The sequence below is a fragment of the Nocardia sp. NPDC001965 genome (assembly GCF_053594175.1).
This window is the reverse complement of the sequence record NZ_JBSFDZ010000003.1, coordinates 266,394-289,108: the sequence shown is the minus strand read 5'-3', so window position 1 is coordinate 289,108 and position 22,715 is coordinate 266,394. Positions and strand designations below refer to the sequence as shown.

General features: G+C 67.9%; 16 protein-coding genes and 1 pseudogene. 12 read left to right on the top strand and 5 right to left on the bottom strand.

Going from position 1 to position 22,715, the window contains the following annotated elements; genetic code table 11:
* Window positions 1-443 precede the first annotated feature (443 nt).
* From ACWCPQ_RS07835 to ACWCPQ_RS07820, 4 genes are all read right to left on the bottom strand, one after another.
* Window positions 444-3,269 (bottom strand): CHAT domain-containing protein, encoded by a 2,826-nt coding sequence (locus tag ACWCPQ_RS07835; RefSeq protein WP_449896000.1) that lies wholly within the window; start codon window positions 3,267-3,269, stop codon window positions 444-446.
* A gap of 611 nt (window positions 3,270-3,880) precedes the next feature.
* Window positions 3,881-4,189 carry a ribose-phosphate pyrophosphokinase-like domain-containing protein gene (locus ACWCPQ_RS07830; RefSeq protein WP_449895999.1) on the bottom strand — a complete coding sequence of 103 codons (309 nt, stop codon included), beginning with the start codon at window positions 4,187-4,189 and terminating at the stop codon, window positions 3,881-3,883.
* Window positions 4,186-5,535, bottom strand: coding sequence for a phosphoribosyltransferase family protein (locus ACWCPQ_RS07825; RefSeq protein WP_449895997.1), 1,350 nt, complete (start codon window positions 5,533-5,535; stop codon window positions 4,186-4,188). Before ACWCPQ_RS07825 ends, ACWCPQ_RS07830 begins: the two co-directional genes overlap by 4 nt.
* A 375-nt stretch (window positions 5,536-5,910) precedes the next feature.
* Window positions 5,911-6,579 (bottom strand): DUF2267 domain-containing protein, encoded by a 669-nt coding sequence (locus ACWCPQ_RS07820; RefSeq protein WP_449895995.1) that lies wholly within the window; start codon window positions 6,577-6,579, stop codon window positions 5,911-5,913.
* A gap of 221 nt (window positions 6,580-6,800) precedes the next feature.
* Between ACWCPQ_RS07820 and dinB the strand changes: the two genes are divergently transcribed.
* Both dinB and ACWCPQ_RS07810 read left to right on the top strand, forming a co-directional pair.
* Window positions 6,801-8,084, top strand: coding sequence for a DNA polymerase IV (gene dinB / locus ACWCPQ_RS07815; protein ID WP_449895994.1), 1,284 nt, complete (start codon window positions 6,801-6,803; stop codon window positions 8,082-8,084).
* A gap of 117 nt (window positions 8,085-8,201) precedes the next feature.
* On the top strand, window positions 8,202-10,316 hold the full coding sequence (locus tag ACWCPQ_RS07810; protein ID WP_449895992.1) for a neutral/alkaline ceramidase: 2,115 nt from the start codon (window positions 8,202-8,204) through the stop codon (window positions 10,314-10,316).
* A 30-nt stretch (window positions 10,317-10,346) separates the two neighbouring features.
* On the opposite strand, the gene ACWCPQ_RS07805 is transcribed toward ACWCPQ_RS07810, so the two are convergent.
* On the bottom strand, window positions 10,347-11,141 hold the full coding sequence (locus ACWCPQ_RS07805) for an SDR family NAD(P)-dependent oxidoreductase (RefSeq protein WP_449895990.1): 795 nt from the start codon (window positions 11,139-11,141) through the stop codon (window positions 10,347-10,349).
* A gap of 259 nt (window positions 11,142-11,400) precedes the next feature.
* Between ACWCPQ_RS07805 and ACWCPQ_RS07800 the strand changes: the two genes are divergently transcribed.
* The 10 genes and pseudogenes from ACWCPQ_RS07800 (at window position 11,401) to ACWCPQ_RS07755 (ending at window position 22,589) form a co-directional block, all read left to right on the top strand.
* Entirely contained in the window at window positions 11,401-12,261 is an 861-nt protein-coding gene (locus ACWCPQ_RS07800; RefSeq protein WP_449895988.1) for a universal stress protein, read from the top strand.
* Between the two features lie 298 nt (window positions 12,262-12,559).
* Window positions 12,560-13,543, top strand: a complete 984-nt coding sequence (locus ACWCPQ_RS07795) for an alpha/beta hydrolase (RefSeq protein ID WP_449895986.1) — start codon at window positions 12,560-12,562, stop codon at window positions 13,541-13,543.
* A gap of 1 nt (window position 13,544) precedes the next feature.
* Window positions 13,545-14,438: an SDR family NAD(P)-dependent oxidoreductase gene (locus ACWCPQ_RS07790; RefSeq protein ID WP_449895984.1), complete on the top strand. Its 894-nt coding sequence runs from the start codon at window positions 13,545-13,547 to the stop codon at window positions 14,436-14,438.
* A 1-nt stretch (window position 14,439) separates the two neighbouring features.
* Window positions 14,440-15,363, top strand: a complete 924-nt coding sequence (locus tag ACWCPQ_RS07785) for a ferritin-like domain-containing protein (protein WP_449895983.1) — start codon at window positions 14,440-14,442, stop codon at window positions 15,361-15,363.
* Window positions 15,364-15,374: 11 nt separating this feature from the next.
* Window positions 15,375-16,883, top strand: a complete 1,509-nt coding sequence (locus ACWCPQ_RS07780; RefSeq protein WP_449895981.1) for a flavin-containing monooxygenase — start codon at window positions 15,375-15,377, stop codon at window positions 16,881-16,883.
* A gap of 67 nt (window positions 16,884-16,950) precedes the next feature.
* The gene (locus tag ACWCPQ_RS07775; RefSeq protein ID WP_449895979.1) at window positions 16,951-17,721 is read left to right on the top strand and encodes a MerR family transcriptional regulator; all 771 of its coding nucleotides are present in this window, start codon (window positions 16,951-16,953) and stop codon (window positions 17,719-17,721) included.
* A gap of 297 nt (window positions 17,722-18,018) precedes the next feature.
* Window positions 18,019-18,192: pseudogene (locus ACWCPQ_RS07770) on the top strand (DNA-binding response regulator); the annotation flags it as partial.
* A 20-nt stretch (window positions 18,193-18,212) separates the two neighbouring features.
* Complete coding sequence (locus ACWCPQ_RS07765) at window positions 18,213-19,739, top strand: sensor histidine kinase (protein ID WP_449895977.1); 1,527 nt, start codon at window positions 18,213-18,215, stop codon at window positions 19,737-19,739.
* Between the two features lie 255 nt (window positions 19,740-19,994).
* Window positions 19,995-21,941, top strand: coding sequence for a glycosyltransferase family 39 protein (locus tag ACWCPQ_RS07760; protein ID WP_449895975.1), 1,947 nt, complete (start codon window positions 19,995-19,997; stop codon window positions 21,939-21,941).
* 111 nt (window positions 21,942-22,052) lie between these two features.
* Window positions 22,053-22,589, top strand: a complete 537-nt coding sequence (locus ACWCPQ_RS07755; protein WP_449895973.1) for a hypothetical protein — start codon at window positions 22,053-22,055, stop codon at window positions 22,587-22,589.
* The last annotated feature ends 126 nt before the right edge of the window (window positions 22,590-22,715 follow it).

Here is a 22,715-nt window from a genome sequence, read left to right as displayed (position 1 = left end):
GTATCAACGATCGATTGCCACTATACCCCATGGGGTATATTCGGCCGACGGGCGAGGAATCCCCGGCGCCGACCCGGCGGCGGGGAACCACGAGGGAGAACAGTCTCGTAGGCAGTGATCTGCTCGGAGAGCGTGTCGATCACGCGGGATGCTCGACCATCGGGCGAGTGGACACGAAACCCGAGTCTTGTCTGGGAGCTCATCCCACGGCGACTGGCGGAATCTGCCGGTCGGAACCTCGAAGTCGTTGCCGGATAATGATTACGGCCGCCGGTGGTGCGGCAGCGGAGTTGGCTGCTCAACCGCCGGACACCACAGCAGGCTCAGCGCCGTGCGCGCTCGATTCAGCAGGCTGCGGCGGAGTGGGAGCCGGTTCGTCTCGGCAGTGACGTTGCGCCGGAAAAAGAACGGCATGTATCAACTGCGCACCAGCACTCTCGATTTCAGGGACCGATATGCACGAACGGTGCCCAGCGAGCGGGATCGGCCCGATGCTTCTCGCGCAGACGGCACTGCGCGTAATGAAGTGCCAGGGCAGGACTGCACCCCTCGGTCAGCAGTACGCGGTAGAAGTCGTCCGCGATGGTGGGCCCATCCGCGCTGTTGATCTGCCACATGGTCGCGATCACGTGGGAGAAGCCGTTGAGATGGAACGCCGCGGCCGGATGGAGCACCTCGTCCACGACGCGACCATCCGGGAGCGCCGAGACGCAGGCCGACAGGAACGCCAACCGCTCACCGGTCAGGTTCATATCCGCCAGTTCATCCAGACCGAGATGTCCGTCGTGCAGGATCAGCCCGTTCTCATCGCCGTGGCAGGCGATATGTACCCACGGGTGGTCGTGCAGTGCGGCTCGTATCGCAGCGACGGTGACCTCATGCTCGCCCAACACCCTGACAGAAGGAAACCGACCCGAGACGATCGACGACTCCTCCTGCGCGTGCTCTATTTCGGGCATGCCGGGCGTCTCGCGGAGCGAGGCGACCAGCATCGATGAGGGCCGGGTGGGCACCGCGGCCTCGGTCCCGCTGCGGCGGGCGTCTCGCAGTGACCACAGGCTGGGCGTATAAGACGAGACAACGTAATCGATCAGCGCGGGCCCGTCTTCCTGGTCGTGACAGCCGGCCAGGTGCACGGGAATCGCCGACAACGGCCCGGTCGGGCACCACCGGACCCGGCGGTCCGGGCCGAGATGTGGTTCGACCACTTCCAGCACGGGCACAGCGATACTCTCCCAGAGCAGCCGGGCGAGAGCGCGGGCGTTCATACCGCGGATCGTGGGGGCCAGCAGGCCGCCGGCTCGGGCGGTGAGCTCGGCATGATCCGCCAGAGGGAGCTCTATTCGCACAGGATCGCGATCGGCCAGCACGACAATCGCGGCGCAACCCATCTCGCTGATATTGAGGATGACGACGGGCCCGCCGCGAGCCGCCTCCCGGAGCTCGGCGAAACCCGTGCGCCGGACGGGGCCGTGCTCGACGGTCAGCCTCTCCCACTCGGCGGCCAGCTCGGCGCGAGCCCTGGCCGCGTGGTGTCCGGACAGCACGTCGCGGCTTGCCGGGGCGGCATAGTCCGGCATGTCCAGCTCGCTGCGAAGCTCGCCGAGCCGGTCCTGCGCGCCGGGCGACGCCACGGTACGGCGCAACCGGCGGGTCTGTGACCAGATGACGGTCCGGCCCAGTTCGAGCAATTCGACGGCCCGCTCGATCTGGCCCATGGACAGCGCGATATCCGCGAACGACGGAGGAGACAGAGCTCTGGCGCCGAGCACCACCATCCGGTCGTCGAGGCTCAGTCCGAGGGATGCGGACTGTTCGGTCAGTATCAGGGTGCGCTCGTACCAGCGGAGGGCCGTCTCGGGGTCTTCGTCCACGGCGAGAGCGGCTTTGAACATGGTGAACATGATGTTCAGCGGAAACGACACCTTCGGCATCGCGTCCACCGTTTCCAACAGCTCCACCACCCGAGCACGTTCCGGCCCGGCTTGCCACGCCGGCACCTGGACGGCTGTGAACAGCAGCGTTGCCAGCCCTTCTTCGTCGCTCAGACCGTCGGCAGCCAGGTTTCGGGCGGTCGCCGTGGCCTCCGCGAGGTCGCTGCTGTTCGCCGCTGTCCGGTATCGCAGCGTCAGTGCCCAGATCAGCGCGGACGACGGACCGGCCGACCGGAGTGCCTCGATCGCACGGGACAGCGTAGCCGCGTCCGGGCACCGGTCGTATTGTTTGACCAGCAGCCGCCCGAGGACCCCACCCGCCCGCTCCGCCGGGAGTACGACGGCAGCCCGCTCGGCCAGGGCGAGGGCCCGCTCCAGGTCGTCGCCGACCGCAGGATTTCTCGTGTACCGCAACCCCAGAGCCCAGGCAAGGGTCAAAGCTATCGCGGCACGCGCTGTCCGCCCGGCGAGAACCGGGGTGCAGCGATGAAGCCCCTCCAGCACCCGCAGGGCCGTGTCCAGATGCGGCGCAGCCTGAGTGCGGTGATACTCGGTCACCAGTGCATCGGCAAGGACCAGGCGCGTTTTCACTTCCACTTCCCACCGCGGATTGAGCCGGAACAGCCATCCCGGCTCGTCCAGCCGCGGAATGCGAGGCAGCGTGCGCAGTACGCTGTCCCAGAGCTCGTCGTGGGAACCGCCCGCATCGATGCGGAGCAGCACACTGAACAGTATCTGTTCGCGGTACGGGCGCTCGGCGATCTCTTCGCCCAGCTTCAATACCTCCCGCGCCAGCGCCTCCTGCTCGCCCCGCCGCTGCAGCCGCCGGAACCGACGCCAGTAGCGCAACATACGACAGAGGTTGTCGGTCAGCCAGGGACCGACCGCGACCAGGAAGACGGACGTGGCCGCGCACAGCAAGCCGATGAACCAGAAGAACGGCCGGTCGACCACCGACCAGCGGAACAGATTGCGGCCCAACGGTACACCTTCCGCCCAGGTGCGCAAGAGCAAGCTGAGCACCGGACAACACCACGGTGCGGCGGCCCAGACGAGCGCCCCGAGGGAAAACGCGACCGGACGCTCCCGCCAGGCTCGCACTCCGATGCGGATGTCGTCCCCGCGCCGCTGGAGCACTCCTGCTATCAGCAGCAGAACAGCCAATGCGACCGAGGAATACACGAATCGGCCGGCCCCGTCGGTCGTCAGCGAGACGAACACGCCGTTTCCGGGGTCTCGATACTCGGCGAGAAGCCGCTGCCGCTGCCCGAGCCGCCACCCCCACCCAGCCATTCCGACACCGCCGATGACGACCGCCGCACTCAGCCACCGCATGCGGGCAGTGTGACAGATGATTCCCGTCTACCACGAGGTCCGGCGCTGCTCCACAGTGCACCGCAACCGTCCTCGAGAACACGACCACTCGCGAACCCGGCCCGCGCATTTGCGATCGGATCGTTCGGAACACGACGACCGCACCCGATAATCCGTGGCATCGACGGATCGGCGATTCCGTCCATGATGTCAGCCCCGGGTGGGCCGAGGCGGATCGTTGTGTAGAGACGCGATGCTGTCTGCCGAAAGCCGCGCAAACGAGCATATTTCGATCGGCGTCGCCGAATCCTGGTGCGCGACCGTATCGGTTACCACGACGCGGCGCAGATCGAGTTCGCGCAGGCGTGATTTCGCCGCCGAGCGGTCCATGTGTCGCGGCGACGACGATAGCGCGGGCATGGTGGTGTAGCAGCTCCACCGCGGCTTCGATCGTCGCTCCGGTGCAGATCATATCGTCGACGATCAGCGCTGGGCGGCCGACGATGCCACCGAATTCGTTACGGCGGCCGCGAACTGCTCGGCCGGTCCCGCAGCACCCAGATCCGGTGCCACCACGACAGCCGGCCCGGGCCCGGACGGAAAAATCGCCGAAGACAGCAGCGGGACCGCCGTCAGCGTTCGACGGGTATGGGAGATATCGCTTCCAGCGTCGAGGTGTGCGGGTCGATGACGACGAGGCGGTCCGCGCCCGCCGACGCGATCGCTTCGGCGGCGACGCGGATGAGGTTGTCGTTGACCGGCGGCGCTGTCGGCTGCACGATGTAGACGTCGGTCCCGTGAACTCGTGCGACAGCGGGGCGTATCTCGCCGTCGGGCAATCGGTCGAGCCCGCATTCGGCGGTTCTCGCGTCGAGCAGATCGGCGACCCGGGCAGCCGGTGCCGGGTTGGCGCTGCCGGACGATATCCGGATCGATGTCATCGTGGCACGTCCGCCCCGTCGTCGGCCCCGAGCTGTCCCGGTGCCGAGAAGTATGTCACCAGCCACTCGCACGCCAGTTCCGCGACCTGCTCCAACGCACCCGGCTCGGCGAACAGATGGGTGGCGCCGGGGACGATCCGCAACTCGGTCCGACACATCATCTGTTGTTCGGCGACCTGATTGAGCCTCAGCACCGTATCGTCGTGTCCGCCGACGATCAGCAGCGTCGGCGCGCGCACTGCCGCCAGTGCCGAACCGGCCAGATCGGGCCGCCCCCCACGAGAGACCACCGCGGCAATGGGCACTGGTGCGTCGGCGGCCGCTCGAAGTGCCGCCGCGGCACCCGTGCTGGCACCGAAGTAGCCGATCGCCGGGCCGCCGATGTCACCTCGGGCGGTGATCCAGACGGTGATGTCGAGCAGTCGGTCCGATAGTAGTCCGATATCGAAAACCAGCGCCCTGTTACTTTCCTCTTCGGGAGTGAGCAGGTCGCTGAGCAGGGTGCCCAGTCCGGATCGGTTCAGCACCTCGGCCACGAAACGGTTGCGGGGGCTGTGGCGGCCGCTGCCACTGCCGTGGGCGAAAATCACCAGGCCGACCGGCTGCTGCGGCACCGTGAGGTGGCCGGACAGTCGACCGCCGCGGATCGGGATCTGCAGATCCTCATCGACGCACGGGGAGTCGTCGGCAAGACTTTCAGGAGGCGGGCGGGAGCCCTGTGCGGCACGGAGCGACTGCTCGACCTCGTCATCTGTGGTCTGGCCGAATCGCCGATACCAGCATCCCACGGCCCCGAGTGTCGAGGGCGCTTCCAGACAGAGCACTTCGTCGGCCACATCGTGCAGGAGCGCGACCGTGTCGCCGGCTGCCACGGGGACTGCGAGCACCACCCGCCGTGCGCCGTGCGCCCGTGCCACCTGACAGGCGGCGCGCGCAGTCGCGCCGGTCGCGATGCCGTCGTCGACAACGACCACAGTTCTCCCCGCGACCGGTACCCGCGGGCAGGTGCTCCGCAGGCGATCGGTGCGCCGGACGAGTTCGGCGTGTTCGCTTCGCCATACCGCCGCCATTTCCGCATTGGTGAGGCCGGTGGCGGCGATCACCACGTCGTTGTTCACCAGGACGTCGTCTTCACCTATCGCCGCGAAGGCGAGCTCGGGCTGGCCCGGGACACCGAGTTTGCGCACAACGATGACATCCATGGGGGCTTCGAGGGCGCGCGCGACTTCACAGGCCACCGGGACCCCGCCGCGGGGCAGGCCTACCACGACGACATCCTCCCCTCGAAGATATTCCAGACGCCGCGCCAGCTTGCGGCCGGCGGCGCGGCGATCCTCGAAGACCATGGTGAACCTCCTTTCACCCAGACTCGCCCCCGATGCGACGGCGCGGGAGATCCGATCGTCGCCGGAGTGAGAGTCGTCGGTCCTGCCGGCTCGCACCCGGATATGTATCGTCATGCGTCGTCGAAACAGGTGACCTCGGCATCGCACCCGTAGCGGTGGGTGCCGAGGAGAATCGCGCTCGAGGCAAAGGACGGTGCCTGTCCGTCCTCCTCGTGGTTCCGGAAGACCTGTGGGCGTGATCCTCCTTCCTCAGGTGGTGACGTCGTCGCTCCTTCCCGGTTGTCACGTGATGCGAAGTGTCTCATCGACCGGTGCGCACCGATCCGGACACCGTCCATCCGGCGTCACGACGAGATCGACTACGGCACAGTCACATCACTTCAGCCCACTCTGATCCACCAGCCCCTCCGCCAGGAGGATGCGATGTGCCGACTGCGCTGCGGAAGCGACTCGCTGCTCGTCCGGCGGCAGCGACGGGACCTGCTCGAGACCGCGGGCCAGCACCGCCACCGCCTCACCGAGGGCCTTGACATGCTGGGCGAGATCGCGATCACGCCGGTATCCACGGCCCGGCTCGGGGTGACGTCGTGACGTGTGTGCGGCGCCGGGGTCCGCCTCGACGAAATCGCCCCACAGCGCGATACCCAACGGGGCCGGCAGCACCGCGAAGACACTGTTCAGCTGCCCGGGGGCGAACAGCTGGTCCAATGCGCCGGTGATCTTCCCAGCCAGCGGCACGACCTCGTCGCGGTCGACCCGGGCCTGCTCGGCGAACTGCTCGACGAAGGCGGCGACACCGTGGTGGACCGGAACGGTGGCGGGAACCCAGCCCTCGTACCACACCCCGCGCAGCATCTCGGGCAGTTGCGCCGCCACGTGGGCAGAGTTGGACACCCCGATCCGGTCGCGGACCACATGCATCCACGCACGCAGCACGCGGAATGCGAACTGACGATCCTCGGTTCCCAGGCTGTCGGCGACAGCGTCGAGCCAGGCGCGCGCCGTACGAACTGCGGCGGCGAGAGGATCATTGCGATGCGTCATAGCCACGCCTCCTCGAGGCTCGTCCGATGCACCGGTGGGGTGCTCATCCAGCTTCGGTTCCGCTGCCACACCCGGGGCAGAGCCGGAAGTCCCGATGCGCCGGGCGATGGTCCTGAACATCGCAACCGAACAAGTACCGCCGATGACCGGCAACCGGAAGCGGTCGTCGCGGGCGCCCTACTCGCACCGAAGATCAGCGAATACCCTGCTAATGTGAACATATGTTCGAATCCGACCAGGAAAGGCCAGGTGAAGACGGTCCGCCCGGCCGGACACACGGCGCCGCGGGCGGGCGTCGGCGTCCGCGGATCACCGCCCGCGCCGAGGCCTCGATCCTGCACGCGGACTTGGATTCGTTCTATGCGTCGGTCGAACAGCGAGACCAGCCGCGACTCCGCGGCAAACCGGTCCTCGTCGGCGGGGGTGTCGTACTGGCCGCCAGCTACGAGGCCAAAGAACGCGGCGTCCGCACCCCGATGAACATCGGGCAGGCATTGCGGCTGTGCCCGGATGCGATCGTCGTGCCGCCGCGGATGCGGGCCTATGCCGAGGCGAGCCGAGCGGTGTTCGAGATCTTCGCCGATACCACCCCGATGGTGGAGGGGATCTCGATCGACGAGGCGTTTCTCGATGTCGCGGGGCTGCGCCGGATCGCCGGCGAACCGTACGGCATCGCCACCGAATTGCGCACCCGGATACGGCGCGATGTCGGACTACCCATCTCGGTCGGTATCGCGGCCACGAAGTTCCTCGCCAAGGTGGCCAGCGCCGTATCCAAACCCGACGGGTTGCTGCTGGTGGATCCCGAGCACGAACTGGAATTCCTCCATCCACTGCCCGTTCACCGGCTGTGGGGTGTGGGCCCGGTGACCGCGAGCGCGCTGCAGGCGCACGGTATCGAGCGAATCGGCCAGCTCGCCGCGTACCGGGAGTCCGGGTTGCGTTCGATCGTCGGACCGGCCGCCGCCCGGCATCTGCACGCGCTGGCCTGGGCGCGGGATCCGCGCCGGGTCGAGACAGGGCGGCGGCGCCGGTCGATCGGGGCTCAGCGCGCACTCGGGCGGCGCCTGCATCCACCGGCGGAGATCGAGGCGTACCTGCACGGCCTGATCGATCGCCTCGCACGGCGGCTGCGAGCCGCGGATCGGATCTGCCGCACAGTGGTGCTGCGCATGCGGTTCGACGATTTCGCCCGGGCCACCCGGTCCCGCACGCTGCCCGAGGCCACCGATCACACCGAGACGATCCTGCGCGCGGCCCGGAGCCTGCTCGCCGAGGCGATGCCGCTGATCGGTGAACGGGGACTGACCCTGATCGGGTTGTCGCTCACCAATCTCGACAATGCCGGGGCGCAGCAGCTCACGCTGCCTTTCGACCACGAACCTCCGCCGGCACTGGATACGGCACTCGACGAACTGCGCGGCCGGTTCGGTTCGGCGGCGGTGACCCGGGCCGCGCTGCTCGGCCGCGGCGAAGGCCTGTCGGTACCACTGCTGCCCGACTGACCTGCCCGGCCACGAGCCGGAACTACCCGGGCGCTGGTGAATCGGACACGAGAACGGTAAATCTGGACGGATGTTCAACTCTGTGGTTCGCTGCCACTCGAACAGGAAGGAACTCCGATGGCAGCACACCCCGATCCCCGGATATCCACGCACGGTCGCAACACCGTCCCGCGGGCAGCGCTGCCACGCCGAACGGTGCTGGCGGGTGCGGCCGCGGGCACGGTGGCCCTCGGAGCCGCGACCGCGACGGTGCCCGGACTCGGTGAACCGCTCGGCGCCCGGGCTGGGGCAGTACCGGATTCCGGTGGATACCGGATCGGTCTCGGCATCTCCGATATCACCGGCCCGGCAGCCGAATGCGGAATGATGGGCTACTCCCAGCAGGACCAGACCACCGCCGGTATCCATCTGCGGCCGCGGGCCCGGGCCTTCGTATTCGCCGCCGGCGACCAGCGGATCGTCTTCGCCGTCGCGGAGAACGCCATGATCTTCCAATCGGTCCATCGCGGGGTGCTCACCGAATTGGCCCGCCGCTTCGGCGATCTCTACACCGAGCACAATGTGCTGCTCACCTCCACCCATTCGCACGCGGTATGCGGCGGCGCCGCCCACGACTACGCCTACAACCTGTCGATCCTGGGTTTCCAGCAGCAGGTCTACGACGCCGAGGTGAACGGCCTGGTCGAGGCCGTCGTCGCCGCGCACGCCGATCTCGGGCCCGGCAGCCTCGTACTCGGTCGCTCCGAACTACACGACGCCAGCGTCAACCGGTCCCGGGTCGCCTTCGACCGCAACCCCGCCGCGGACCGCGACCACTTCCCCGGAGCCGTCGATCCGGCAGTGACCGTGCTGGGTATCACCAAGGGCGGCAGGCAGGTCGGCGCGATCACCTGGTTCGCCACCCACAACACCTCGATGACGAACAAGAACAGGATGATCAGCGCGGACAACAAGGGATACGCGTCGTTCACGCACGAACACACCGACCACGGCGTCCGGTATCTGGACGGCGCAGCCGAATTCGTCGCCGCCTTCGCCCAGACCAATGCCGGGGACATGTCGCCGAACCTCAATCTGGCGCCGGGTTCGGGACCCACCGACGACGAGTTCGAGAACACTCGGATCATCGGGGAAAGGCAGTACGACGCCTCCCGCGCGGCCCTGGCGAACGCCGGGCCGCTGAGCGGCCCCCTCGGCTCGGTGTTCTGCTACGTCGACCTCTCCGATATCGCCGTGGACGCGCGTTTCGCGCCGGGCGGGGTGCCGCGCCACACCGCGCCGCCCGCCGCGGGGGTGTCCTTGTTCGCCGGTAGCGTCGAGGACGGTCCGGGGCTCCCGGGCGGGCCGATCCAGGAGGGTGTGCGCAACCCGTTCCTGGAATCCCTCGGCGATCCGCACCCGGCCGTGCCCGCCTGGCTCGCCGACGCCCAGGCACCCAAGGCTGTCGCGGTGCCGTTCACCCTGCTGCCCCCGGCCCCCTGGGTGCCCAGTGTCGTTCCGGTCCAGATCGTGCGCATCGGCGACCTGTATCTGGCCGCGGCCGGCGGCGAATTCACCATCGTGGCCGGTCTGCGTATTCGCCGGGCGGTGGCCGAGACGCTGGGTGTGGCGCTGGACCAGGTGCTGATGCAGGGCTATGCCAACGCCTACCACGAGTACGTGACCACTCCGGAGGAATACGACGCGCAACAGTACGAGGGCGCGTCGACCCTGTTCGGCCGCAACACCCTGCCCGCGTACCAGCAGGAGTTCACCCGGCTCGCCGCCGCGCTGGCAGCCGGCACGACCGTCGACCGTGGTCCGGCGCCGCGCGACCTGTCGCATCTACAACCGAATTTCGTGCTCCCGCCGGGTCCCGATACCGCGCCACCCGGTCGGGATTTCGGCGCGGCGCTCACCCAGCCCGCCACCTCGTACCAGCGGGGCACCCGGGCGTCGGTCGAATTCGTCTCGGCCCACCCCAAACACAATCCGCGCCGTAACGGGACTTTTCTCGAGGTGCAGCGATTCGTCGACGGCGCCTGGGTCCGGGTGGCCAACGAGGGGGAATGGAATATCCGGTTCCACTGGAGCAAACGCCCACCGGCCATCTCGGTGGCCGGTTTCACCTGGGATATCCCCGGCGACGCCGATACCGGACGCCACCGTTTCGTCCACTACGCCGACCGGCTGGCCCCGGACGGCACACTGCATCCGGTCGTCGGTACCAGCAATGAATTCGATATCACCTGAGCCGTCGCGCGATCAGGGCAGTATCACGGTTCAGGGCAGGATCGAATCGACATACCCGCCGTCGACACGGACAGCGCCACCGGTGGTCGCCGAGGCATGTTCCGAACTCAGGTACGCGACCATGTTCCCGATCTCGGCCGGTTCGATCAGGCGCTGCAGCAGCGAATGCGGCCGGTGTTCCAGCATGAACCGGTGCTGGGCCTCCTCCCACGGCAGGTCCGTGCCGACCAGATCGTGGACGAATTCCTCGACACCGGGCGTATGGGTCGGTCCGGCCAGCACGGAATTCACGGTGACCCCGGTGCCCGCGGCGGCTTTCGCATACCCCCGGGTCACCGCGAGCAGCGCGGTTTTCGACATGCCGTAGTGCACCATCTCGAGCGGCGTGACCACCGCGGAATCGCTGGTGATGTTCATGACCCGTCCGAACCCGCGCTCCATCATCCCCGGGAGGTACATCCGGATGAGCCGGACCGCGGACAGGACGTTCACCTCGAAGTACCGTCGCCACTCGTCGTCGTCGATCTCGAAGACCGGCTTCGCTTCGAAGATGCCCAGGTTGTTGACCAGAATGTCCAGCTCCGGGATTTTCTCGCCCACCAGCGCCGCCCCGGGCGCCGAGGCCAGATCGGCGGCCACCGCGCGCACCGACGCTCCCGGGACCTCGGCGAGGATCGACGCACGAGCCTGCTCGGTGCGTTCGGCGCCCCGGCCGTTCACCACCACCAGCGCGCCGGCCCGGGCCAGCGCCGTGGCGATGGCCAGCCCGATCCCCTGGCTCGAACCCGATACCAGCGCGGTCTTTCCGGAGAGATCGATGTGCATGACCACATCGTGCCGCACCGGCGGGCGAGGTTCGGCGATGCCACGCTGATCCGGGCCCTCGGCACTCGCTCGCGGTCCGGCACTCCCGGCCGCGCCCGCCCTGTCCCGGCTCGAATGCCTTTGGTCCTTCCGGGCGGGGACCATCGGCCGTATCCCCGGGATCACGGGCCGGTTAATCTCGCTCGGACAACCACAGACCGGGGGGCGGCAGTGACGTACGGCCCTGGGCACTCCGGATCCGCCGACCGAAAGGCCCTCCGTGACCACGCACTCCGCTGCTCCGGTACTCGTCGGAACAGACGGATCGCCGGCCGCTACGGAAGCGCTGCGCTGGGCGGCCCAGACCGCGGCGCGCTACCGGGCACCCCTTCAGCTGGTGTACGCATTCGGGCCGCCCGTGGATTTCGGCTCCGGTCTCGTTCCGTCCGACGACACCGCGCTGCGCGCCGAAGGTGACGCGGTATTGGCCGCTGCCGACTACCTCGCCCGTGCGGAGTCCGGACAGCTGGAGATCACTCGGACGGTCGTCGGCCGCTCGCCCACGGCGGTATTGATCGATCGCTCGAAGAACGCGCGCATGGTGGTCGTGGGGGCCCGCGGCAGCGGCGCCATCGGCCGGGGACTGCTCGGGTCCGTGGCCGACGCCCTGGCCCGGCACGCACACTGCCCGGTCGCCGTGGTTCCCGACGCCGATCTGATGGCACCGGATCCGACGGGCCGGCCGGTGGTCGTGGGTGTGGACGGATCCGCCTGCAGCGCAGAGGCCGTCGAGATCGCTTTCGAGGAAGCAGCGCGGCACGAGGTCGGCTTGATCGCGGTCACCACGTGGCCGGAGGTCTGCCATCACGAACCCCGCGCCGAGATGCAGCGGCGGGCCCGGGACTTGCAGCGGCGCAGTCTGGCGGCCCGCGCCGACTGGTATCCCGATGTGCCCGTGACCCATATCGTCGCCGCGGACCGGCCGGCCCGGCGGATACTCGAGGAGGCCGACAGCGCCCGGTCGGTGATCGTCGGCAGCCACGGCCGGGGCGGTTTCGCCGGGATGACCCTGGGCTCGGTCGGGCAGGCCGTGCTGCACGGCACCCGGGTGCCGCTCATCGTCACCCGGCCGCGTATCTGACTCGCGGGCGTAGCCGATCCCAACGTCGCGCGGCTTCGCGGAACCGTCGCCCGCGGCCTGTCCGACGGTATCGGAGCGCTCACCCGGATCGTCGAAGAGCGGAACCGTCGCGAACCGCACCGGGCGCTTCCAGGGTCGCTGTTGTGTGAAATCACTCGGCCGCACCCGCTGGATACGGCTCTCACCTGCAACGATATCGTCACATCGAACGACTCGAACGACTGATACCGATGCGCGCCGACGACCCGGCATTAATTCGCCATTGACAAATGGCACATTGGTGAATGATTCTGGGCGTATGACTGGGTCGACGAGGACCTCACCGTCCGGTGTGCCGGGCGCACCCTCACTCCGCGCACGCCTGACGGCCACCGCGGCCGAATACGGCCTGCGCCCCCTCAACTGCGCCGTTCCGCTCAACCCGCCGGGAATCCTGTTCGCCCGCACCCTCATCGCCACGATCATGGCCGCCGCCGGGCCGCCGATCACGGGGACCGCGGTCGAACAGGTCCGCGCTCCGGGTGTCCGGGGCGAATGGGTCCGCGCACCCGGGGTCGTATTCGGCGACAAGGCGATCTACTACGTCCACGGCAGCGGATACGTGCTGTGTTCGGCGCGTACACATCGCGGACTGGCCTCACGGTTGTCACGGCGGACCGGGCTCCCCGTTTTCGTGGTGGACTACCGCCTGGCACCCGAACACCGGTTCCCGGCGGCCGCCGACGATATCGCCGCCGGCTACCGCTGGCTGCTCGACCAGGGCTTCGCCGCTCACGATACGGTGATCGCGGCGGATTCCGCGGGTGGGCACCTGACCCTGGATCTGCTGCTGGAGAACGCGCGGCGCGGTGCCGCCCAACCTGCCGCGGTCGCCCTGTTCTCCCCGCTGATCGATCTGACCTTCACCCTCGCCGCCGCGCAGGAACGCCGCCGACGCGATCCGGTGATCTCAGCCCGTGCCGCCCGGCGCCTACCGCGTGCCTACACCCACGGTCACGCCGACGACGCGCCCCGACTCCGGCTCGGCATCACGGCGGGTACAGCACTACCGCCGATACTCGTTCAGGCCGGCGGCGCGGAAATGCTCAGCGCCGACGCCCGCCACCTGCACGACATGGTCGGTGCCGCGGGCGGTGACTGCACGCTCGAGATATGGCCGGGGCAGCTCCACGTCTTCCAGGCGCTCCCGCGGTTCACCCCGGAAGCCGATATCGCCCTGGACCGGAGCGCCCGATTCCTGTGTGCCGCCCTGTACTCGCACGCCCCGCGGAAAGTGAGCTGACATGTTCGGACTCGATGCGTTGCTGCCCTTCGGCCCCACCGCGCGCAGCCGCGGGGCGCGGGCGGTGGTGACCGGCGCGGGTAGCGGTATCGGCCGCGCCTTCGCCCAGGAGCTCGCGGCCCGCGGCGGCCGCGTGGTCTGCGCCGATATCGACGAAGCCCGGGCGGCCGAGACGGCCGCCTCGATCGAACGGGACCATCCCGGGGTCGCCTACGCGTTCCGCTGCGATGTGGCACGGCGCGAGGATGTCGAGATCCTCGCCCGGTTCGCCGATTCGGTCCTGGACGGCCCGGTGAGCCTGGTGATCAACAATGCCGGGGTCGGGATCGGCGGAAAGCCGGTGGGTGATATCGGATTCGCCGATTGGGAATGGGCACTCGGTATCAACCTGTGGGGTGTGGTGCACGGCTGCGAGATCTTCGCACCGCGACTGCGGGCCGCCGGCCGCGGCGGAATCATCAATGTGGCGTCGGCCGCCGGGTTCGCCGCGGCGCCGTCGATGGCGGTCTACAACACCTCCAAGGCCGGCGTACTCGCGTTGTCGGAGACCATGGCCGCGGAGTTCAGCGGTACCGATATCGCGGTCACCGTGCTCTGCCCGACCTTCGTCCGGACGAATGTCGCCCGAGACGGCCGGATCACCGCGGGTTCCCGCGATCTCGCCGCCACCCTCATGCGCTGGACCGGGTTCTCGCCCGAGCGCGTGGCCCGCCTCACTCTCGACGCGCACGACCGCGGCCGACTGCATGTACTCCCCCAGCCCGACGCGCACCTGATCTGGTTGCTCAAACGCGCCTTCCCCGGGCCGTATACCACGATGGCGGGCCTACTCGAACGGCTGTTGCCACAAGACGATTCCGCCGCACCGACCACCACACAGAGAACAGGAGTCTGAGATGGCGACCATGGACTTCGAGGATATGCTCGACAAGATCAAGGATCGGCAGTGGGCACTGGCCGATATCGACTGGGACGCGCCGGGCGCGGAAACCCTCACCGCGGAACAACTCGCCCGTCTCGAGCCGTTCATGGCCGATCTGATGTGGATCGAAAATGTGGGCGCCCGCGGTTTCGCCGCGATGGCCAAGAAGGCCCCCGACGAGACGCTGCGCGAGATCTATCGGTATTTCCACGCCGAGGAGCAGAAGCACGCCAATGCCGAACTGGCGCTGATGCGGCGCTGGGGCATGCTCGACGGTGACGAGATCCCGCAACCGAATATCAATGTCAAGCTGGTGATCGACTTCCTGGACAAGTACGCCGACGAGATGTCGCTGTCGTTCCTGGGGACGGTGATCCCCATGCTGGAGGTCGCGCTGGACGGTGCGCTGGTCAAATTCATCATGGACGAGATCGAGGATCCGGTGTGCCAGGAGGTGTTCCGGCGGATCAATGCCGACGAATCCCGTCATCTCGCAGTCGATTTCGCGGTGATGGACGTGCTCGGGCATGCGGAGATGCGCAAACTGCTCATCGAACTGGTGGGCGGCTGGGTGAAACCGACCTTCCTCATCGGTGTGCTGAGCTATATGCCGCTGCTGAACAAGATGCGCGACAACATCGTCGCGATGGGTGTGGACGAGAAGAAGCTGTATTCGGCGCTCGAGCGCTACCGCAAGGTCGGCGAACGCAGCGAATTCGCCCGCCGGCTGCCGATGTACCAGATCGTGAAGATGCACGGTAACTGGGTCGTCGACCGAGGCCACCCCTACCATCTGCTCGCGGATACGCTGGTGAAGGTCACCGGGCGCATACCGCGGCGGCTGCTGCGCAAGGACCCGTCGTGGTCGAAGGAAATCACCTACACCCCCGCCGCGTGACGAGGAAACCCATGACCACGACCAGCACAGCCCCGCTCGATGTCGCCGTGATCGGTGCGGGTTTCGCCGGAATCGGCGCGGCCATCCGGTTACGGGACCGAGGAATCACGAATTTCGCGGTCTTCGAACGCGGCGAGGCGGTCGGGGGCACCTGGCGCGACAACACCTATCCCGGCGCCGCCTGCGATATCCCGTCCCGGCTCTACTCCTACAGCTTCGCGCCGAACCCCGATTGGTCGCACACCTATTCCGGTAGCGGCGAGATCCTCGGATACATCGAATCGATGGTCGCGAAATCCGGTATCGGCCCGCATATCCGGTTCCGGCACGACATCACCGCGCTGGAGTTCGACGAGAGCGCCGGCACCTGGACCATCTCGGTCGCGGGCGCGGAGCCGGTCCACGCCCGGGCGGTGGTGCTGGCCTCGGGACCGCTCACCGAGCCCGGCTACCCGGATATCCCGGGCATCGACACGTTCACCGGCCACAAGATCCACAGCTCCCGCTGGGACCACGATTACGATTTCGCCGGTAAACGGGTCGCGGTGATCGGCACCGGGGCCAGTGCGGTGCAGATCATCCCCGAACTGGTGGAGCGGGCCGGTTCGGTGAAGGTCTTCCAGCGCACCCCCGGCTGGGTACTACCCCGGGTGAACCGGCGGACCGGCGCGCTGGCCAAGGAGCTCTACCGGCATGTGCCGGGCGCGGAAACGCTGGCCCGGCAGGCCTGGTACTACGGTCACGAATCGGTGGCACTCGGCGTCGTCTGGAACACCCCGCTGACCAGGGTGGTCGAACTGATCGGGCGGGCCCAGCTGCGCCGTCAGGTCGCCGACCCGTGGCTGCGCCGCCAGCTCACCCCCGATTTCCGGGCCGGTTGCAAACGACTGCTGATGACCGACGACTACTATCCGGCGCTACAACGCGACAACTGCAAACTGATCACCTGGCCGATCGCCCGGATAGCACCGGACGGGATCCGCACCGCGGAGGGCATCGAGCATCGCGCCGACTGCATCGTGTTCGCGACCGGGTTCGAGGTGTCCAAGACCGGGACACCGATCCCTATCACCGGCCGCGGCGGCCGGGTACTCGCCGACGAATGGCGGCGTGGCGCCTTCGCCTACCGCAGTATCACGGTCTCGGGTTATCCGAACCTGTTCCTCACCTTCGGCCCCAATTCCGGCCCCGGGCACAACTCGGCACTGGTGTACATGGAATCGCAGATCGACTATCTGGTCCGGGCGATCGGCATCATCCTCGATCGCGACCTGCGCATGCTCGATGTGCGCCGCGAACGCCAGGACCGCTACAACGCGGCCGTCCAGCGCAGGCTCGGGGCGACCACCTGGAACTCCGGCTGCCGCAGCTGGTATCTCACCGAGGACGGATTCAACGCGACCATGTATCCGGGATTCGCCACCCAGTACCGCAACCAGTTGCGCGAGGTGGATCTCGACGACTACACGGTGGTGACGGCCGAGTCGCGGATCGCGCCGACCGTCGCATCGGTCTCCTAGCCGGCGGCTAGACTCGGGTTCTCCGGCCGGGAGCACCGGCACAGGCGGGCGAGGGAGGTGCGGATTCATGGCGCGATACCGGATCGACGATCTCGCCCGCGCCGCGGGCACCACCTCCCGCAATGTCCGCGCCTACCAGGAACGCGGGCTGCTCCCACCACCGGCCGACCGGGACGGCCGGGCCAGTATCTACGACGATTCCCATCTGGAACGGCTCCGGTTGATCGACGCGCTGTTGCAGCGCGGTTTCACCACCGCACATATCGCCGATTTCATCACCAGCTGGGAGACCGGTAAGGACCTCACCGAGGTGCTAGGTCTGCAGCACGCTGTCACCGCGAACTGGTCGGAAGAGGAAACCTTCGAGGTCCCCCGGGAACTGCTCGCCACCATCCTCGGCGAGCAGACCGAGGAGCTCGTGCAGCAGCTGAGCCGGATGGGGCTGGTCCGGGTGGACGGCGAAACCGTGGTGATCACCGATACCCAGCTGCTCACCTCGTTCACCGAATTGCACGAGTACGGGGTAGAGCTGGGGACACTGATCTCGGTGTACGCCGAGGTGGCGACGCGGATCGACGGTATCAGCAGTCTGCTCATCAAGGCGGCGAAGAAACATATCGTCGACGAACACGGACCCGGCTGGCTGCCGGACTCCAACGACGAGATCGCCGCGACGACCCGGATGCTGAACACCATGCGCGAACTCGGGGTCGCCGCGGTGCACACCAGCCTGGCCAGGTCGCTCGACACCACCCTGCGCCGCGAACTCGGCGACTATCTCGCCACCGCCGCCGAACGGGAACGCGAACGGAACGCCGACCGGACCCGAGACAGCTGAGCAGTACCGTTACTGCCTGGTGCTCACGTCCGAACGCCGAATGACCGCTGCAACGCAGCGAAGCTGATCGACTGCTATGGGGTCATCGCCGACGAGGCCCTCGATCGAATATTCCCCGAATACACAGGAAACTCCCAGGTTGTCTCGAGGTGGGCCGATACCTGCCCGTGCAGCCTGACGGGTGTGCACAGCGATAAACCGGACGCTCGGGTGCTCGTCATCGACGATGAGCCGATCATCACCGAACTCCTCGCCACGAGTCCGCGTTTCCAGGGGTTCGAAATAGCGACGGCGTCAAGTCCCGAGAAGGTGATCGGCCGGCTGCGGGTGATTCTGCGCCGCACCGGCCTCGTCCCGAAGCACTCGGCCACGCGGCTGGTGGTGGCCGATATCGAGCTGGACGAGGACAGCCACGAGGCGTGGAAAGGCGGACAACCTGTTTCGCTGACGCCGACCGAATTCACCCTTCTGCTTCGACCGGAACAGGACCGATGATGAAGGGCCTGCGCGAAGCAGTGGCGCGTGGGGTGTCCGCCGTACCGCTGCGGATAATGTTGGTAGTTGCCATGATCGGTCTCACGGGACTCGTCCTGCTGGCCTCCGGTGCAGTCCTCACCTCCGCAATGGCCCGGTCGCTGACCGACCGGGTCGACGAACAACTCTTCGACGCGGCGCACAGCTGGGCCGGGCCACGGCCGATGAAACAGATCAGCACCGGCGACGGGAACACCACCTGGGTCCCCGCTGAGCTATCCGACCCGGTGGTACCGCCGCCCTTGCCCTCGGGCGAACAACCGCGCCGCTTCTACGAACTCCGCAAGAATCGCGCCGGAAATGTGTTCTTCGAGATCCCCGGTTCGGTCGACGGGTCCGCCTCGACACCGGCGACCTCCGACACTCCGGGACCGGTCACCGTGGACTCAAGCGACAGCACCGGCGTGCGGTGGCGGGTACTGACGACAACCAACGAATACGGAACGGTGACCATCGGCCTGCCGCTCGACGAGAACCAGCGCACGGTGACCGGTCTCGTCCTGATCGAGGTATTCACCGGCGCCGCCGCCCTGCTCGTCCTGGCCGTACTCGGCTATCTGGTCGTACGCCGCAGCCTGCGGCCACTACACGTGGTGGAAGAGACCGCAGCCGCCATCGCCGCAGGCGATATGCACCGACGGGTACCGGTCCGTGGTGTCGACACCGAAGTCGATCATCTCGCACAGTCGTTCAACGTCATGCTGTCCAAGATCCAGCTGGCGGTCGGCGCCACCGAGGCCTCCGAAGAGCACGCACGCCGTTCCGAAGCGAGAATGCGCCGATTCGTCGCCGACGCCGGCCACGAACTACGTACTCCGTTGACCACCATCCGAGGATTCGCCGAGCTGTACCGGCAGGGCGCGAGTACCGATGCCGGCGCGCTGCTGGCCCGGGTCGAAACCGAGGCGCAGCGAATGGGTCTCATGGTCGAAGATCTGCTGATGCTCGCCCGGCTCGACAACGACCGGCCGCTCGACCGGGCGCCCGTGGATATGCTCGCGGTGGCCGCCGAAGTAGTGCACAACGCAGCCGCGGTGGCAGTCCACCACAAGACGGCACCCGACGAGCCCGACCGCAGAGTCGGCCTCGACGTCGACGGTAGCGCCGGTGCGCTGATCGTTCTCGGTGACGCGGCCCGCCTGCACCAGGTGCTGACGAATCTGGTCACCAACGCCCTACACCACACTCCGCCCGGTACACCGGTCTTCGTGCGGTTGTCCTCGGGCGGCGACGATGTGCACATCGATGTCGTGGACAGCGGGCCGGGTCTGTCGGCCGAGGACGCCGACCGCGTGTTCGAGCGGTTCTACCGAGCCGATAGTTCACGCAACCGGGCGCGCGGCGGAGCGGGCCTGGGTCTGGCAATCGTGCAGGCCCTCGTCCTCGCCCACGGCGGACGCATCGGGGTAGGCGAAACCCCGGGCGGCGGGGCCACGTTCTCGGTCGCCCTGCCCCGCGAACGGCCCGGCGACACTGCCGGATAGTCGCCGGCTCGGCCCCGGCGACACCGGAGCTCGTTCGCGAGAGTTGGCGATATGAGCGAGATCTCCCTGGTGGTCACGGCAGCCGGATCGTCATCGCCGCCGACGCCTTCACCGGTGCCCACGCTCGACGTGACGCGACTGCCGGCCCGCCGGCGACTCGCCGTCCCCACCATATCTTCGGGCCGAGCCTGGATTCACAGGTAGTTCCCAGCTGCGATCCAGGCTGCGCGGATTATCTTCGGTCACTGTGCTCGCATGACCGATAACGTGACTGCGCCGGATCCACGGTCGGGTGCAGGAGCCGCCCCGCACCGCGACACGGCCGGTGGGCACCGGCTGCGCGACCGGTGGCAATGGACGGGCCTGGCCCTGCTGCTGCTCGGGACCGGCGCCGGCTATATGTGGAACCTGTCGTCGAACGGCTGGGCCAACCCGTTCTACGCCGCCGCGGTCGAGGCGGGAGCGACGTCCTGGAAGGCGTTCTTCTTCGGTTCGCTCGACGCCGCGAACGCCATTACCGTGGACAAGACACCGGCGTCGCTGTGGCCGATGGAGCTGTCGGTCCGTCTCTTCGGCATGAACAGCTGGAGCATGCTGCTACCGCAGGTGTTTTTGGGAATCGCTTCGGTGGCTCTGCTGTGGGCCACGGTACGGCGGCATTTCGGCCCCGGGGCGGGACTGCTGGCAGGACTGCTGCTGGCCGTGACACCGGTGGTGGCACTGATGTTCCGCTTCAACAATCCCGACGCGCTGCTGGTGTTCCTGATGCTCGCCGCGGTATGGGCAATGAGCAGGGCATTCACCGACGGACGCTGGCGCTGGCTGCTCTGGTGCGGCCTGTTCGTCGGCCTGGGCTTCCTCGCCAAACAGTTGCAGGTGCTGCTCGTACTGCCCGCGCTTGCGCTCACCTACCTCATCGCCGGGCCACCCGCGCTCGGCAAGCGAATCGCGCAGTTGTTCGCCGCGAGCGGGGCCGTGGTGGCCGGCGCCGGTTGGTGGTTGCTGATCGCCCAGCTCTGGCCGCCCGACCGGCGACCCTATTTCGGTGGTTCACAACACAACTCGATCATCGAACTGACCCTGGGGTACAACGGCCTCGAACGGCTCGGCGGCGGAAACGGGCCGGGTCCCGGTCCCGGCGGCCCGCCCCCGGCGTTACCCGGCGGCCGAGGTCCTTTCACCGAAAGCGGTATCGGCCGGTTGTTCAGTACCGCCGTCGGCGGCCAGATCTCATGGTTCATCCCGGCCGCCCTGATCTTGGGAATCTCCGCGCTCGTCCTGTGCGGGAGGTCGCGACGCACCGAACCGCGCCGGGCCGTACTGATCATGCTCGGCCTGTGGGGCCTGGTAACCGGGATCGTCTTCAGTTTCATGAACGGGATTTTCCACGAGTACTACACCGTCGCACTGGCCCCGGCACTCGCGGGCATGCTCGCTGCCGCGCTGGTGATGCTGTGGCCGCACCGCGACCGCTGGTGGATTCGCCTATCCCTGATCGCGGCAGCGGTAGCGACCGCGGTCACCGCCTCGACGGCACTGTCCCGGACACCCGAATTCCTACCGTGGCTGCGCTGGGGGGTCGCCGGTGCCGCGGTTCTCGCGGTAGCCGCCCTGACCACCGGGCCACGCGGCAAACCGGCGGTGGTCGCGCTACTGACAGTCCTGGTCACGGGGCTGGCCGGGCCGGTCGCCTTTACAGTCCACACCGTTCTCGTCGCACACACCGGTTCCGTACCGCTTGCGGGCCCACCGATCGAACGCTGGATACCCGGCGCACCGGGCGCTACCGCTCCGACCGGTAGTCCCGGCCGACCGGGCCCTCGGACCACGGCACTGCCCGGCGGACCCATGCCCACCGCCGACGCCACAGTCGCTGCGCTGCTCGACCGCGACGCCGATTCCTACACCTGGACCGCGGCGACCGTGGGATCGATGCAGCAGGGGACCTACCAGTTGGCGACCGATGGACAGATCATGGCAATCGGTGGATTCGCCGGAGGCGACCCATCGCCGACACTCGAGCACTTCCAGCGGTACGTGGCCGACCACGCGATCCACTACTTCATCGCCGCGGACTTCGGCGGTGTCCCCGGCTTCGCCGAGGGCAATGAAGGGGCAAAGATCACCAGCTGGGTCACAGCGAACTTCACCAGCACCGATATCGCCGGAATCACCCTCTACGATCTCACCGCTCCGCAATGAGAGCGTGGCCGGTCGCCGCACGCACCGGTGACCGGCCACGACGACTCCCCGGCAGGTTCGGACCTTTCGTCGGTAGCCGTCGAGTGATGCGGCTCCGCACGGTGTCTCGAAATGAGCTGGGGGCTGGAACAGTTCGACGAGGTTGCCCGCAGGGTCCTGCCGGAGGACTTGTCGTCCGCGGAGGCCGCTGACGATGTTGTTGCGGAAGCCGACACCGGCCGCAGAGAGCCGTTCGACTTCGGCGGAGATGTCGTCGACGATGAGATGGATACGGTTCCAGCCGCCGGGTTGCGGGGTCGCGCCGTCGGACACGGGCCGGGCGGCGGAGCTTTTCGGCCCCGCCGACAGCAGCCGCAACGGGCCGCGGGTGACATCGGCGGACGCGGGGCTGTAGTCGTGGGCGACATCGTGAGCGTGCTCGGCGCGCTGCTGATCACGAAGATGCCGATCCTGTGGGGTGAGGCGGCACTGCTCACCGGGAAGTCCAGGTCGTGGGATTTCATCCACGAGTCCCGCACCGACCTCGCGCAGCTGCGCGGCAGCGTTTTCTTGTTCATCGTCGGTGCCGGTGCCTGGTCACTCGACGCACGCCTGGCACAGGGTGCTACGACGACCCCGCTACCAGCCGACCGGAAAACTTCCCGGTGAGAACCTCACTGGCCGGCTCACGCACCGTGGTGTCGCCGGCTCAGAGCCGGCCGCCCTTCTCCGCGCCGAGTCCGCCGCGGAATTTGCCGGAGCCGCCCGAATCCGGTATGAGATCGTGGCAGGAAG

Bases quoted from the DNA above. Each gene is read 5' to 3' on its own strand.
- ACWCPQ_RS07835 (WP_449896000.1), bottom strand. From the start codon at position 3,269: ATGCGGTGGCTGAGTGCGGCGGTCGTCATCGGCGGTGTCGGAATGGCT.
- ACWCPQ_RS07830 (WP_449895999.1), bottom strand. From the start codon at position 4,189: ATGACATCGATCCGGATATCGTCCGGCAGCGCCAACCCGGCACCGGCT.
- ACWCPQ_RS07825 (WP_449895997.1), bottom strand. From the start codon at position 5,535: ATGGTCTTCGAGGATCGCCGCGCCGCCGGCCGCAAGCTGGCGCGGCGT.
- ACWCPQ_RS07820 (WP_449895995.1), bottom strand. From the start codon at position 6,579: ATGACGCATCGCAATGATCCTCTCGCCGCCGCAGTTCGTACGGCGCGC.
- dinB (WP_449895994.1), top strand. From the start codon at position 6,801: ATGTTCGAATCCGACCAGGAAAGGCCAGGTGAAGACGGTCCGCCCGGC.
- ACWCPQ_RS07810 (WP_449895992.1), top strand. From the start codon at position 8,202: ATGGCAGCACACCCCGATCCCCGGATATCCACGCACGGTCGCAACACC.
- ACWCPQ_RS07805 (WP_449895990.1), bottom strand. From the start codon at position 11,141: ATGCACATCGATCTCTCCGGAAAGACCGCGCTGGTATCGGGTTCGAGC.
- ACWCPQ_RS07795 (WP_449895986.1), top strand. From the start codon at position 12,560: ATGACTGGGTCGACGAGGACCTCACCGTCCGGTGTGCCGGGCGCACCC.
- ACWCPQ_RS07790 (WP_449895984.1), top strand. From the start codon at position 13,545: ATGTTCGGACTCGATGCGTTGCTGCCCTTCGGCCCCACCGCGCGCAGC.
- ACWCPQ_RS07785 (WP_449895983.1), top strand. From the start codon at position 14,440: ATGGCGACCATGGACTTCGAGGATATGCTCGACAAGATCAAGGATCGG.
- ACWCPQ_RS07780 (WP_449895981.1), top strand. From the start codon at position 15,375: ATGACCACGACCAGCACAGCCCCGCTCGATGTCGCCGTGATCGGTGCG.
- ACWCPQ_RS07775 (WP_449895979.1), top strand. From the start codon at position 16,951: ATGGCGCGATACCGGATCGACGATCTCGCCCGCGCCGCGGGCACCACC.
- ACWCPQ_RS07765 (WP_449895977.1), top strand. From the start codon at position 18,213: ATGATGAAGGGCCTGCGCGAAGCAGTGGCGCGTGGGGTGTCCGCCGTA.
- ACWCPQ_RS07760 (WP_449895975.1), top strand. From the start codon at position 19,995: ATGACCGATAACGTGACTGCGCCGGATCCACGGTCGGGTGCAGGAGCC.
- ACWCPQ_RS07755 (WP_449895973.1), top strand. From the start codon at position 22,053: ATGAGCTGGGGGCTGGAACAGTTCGACGAGGTTGCCCGCAGGGTCCTG.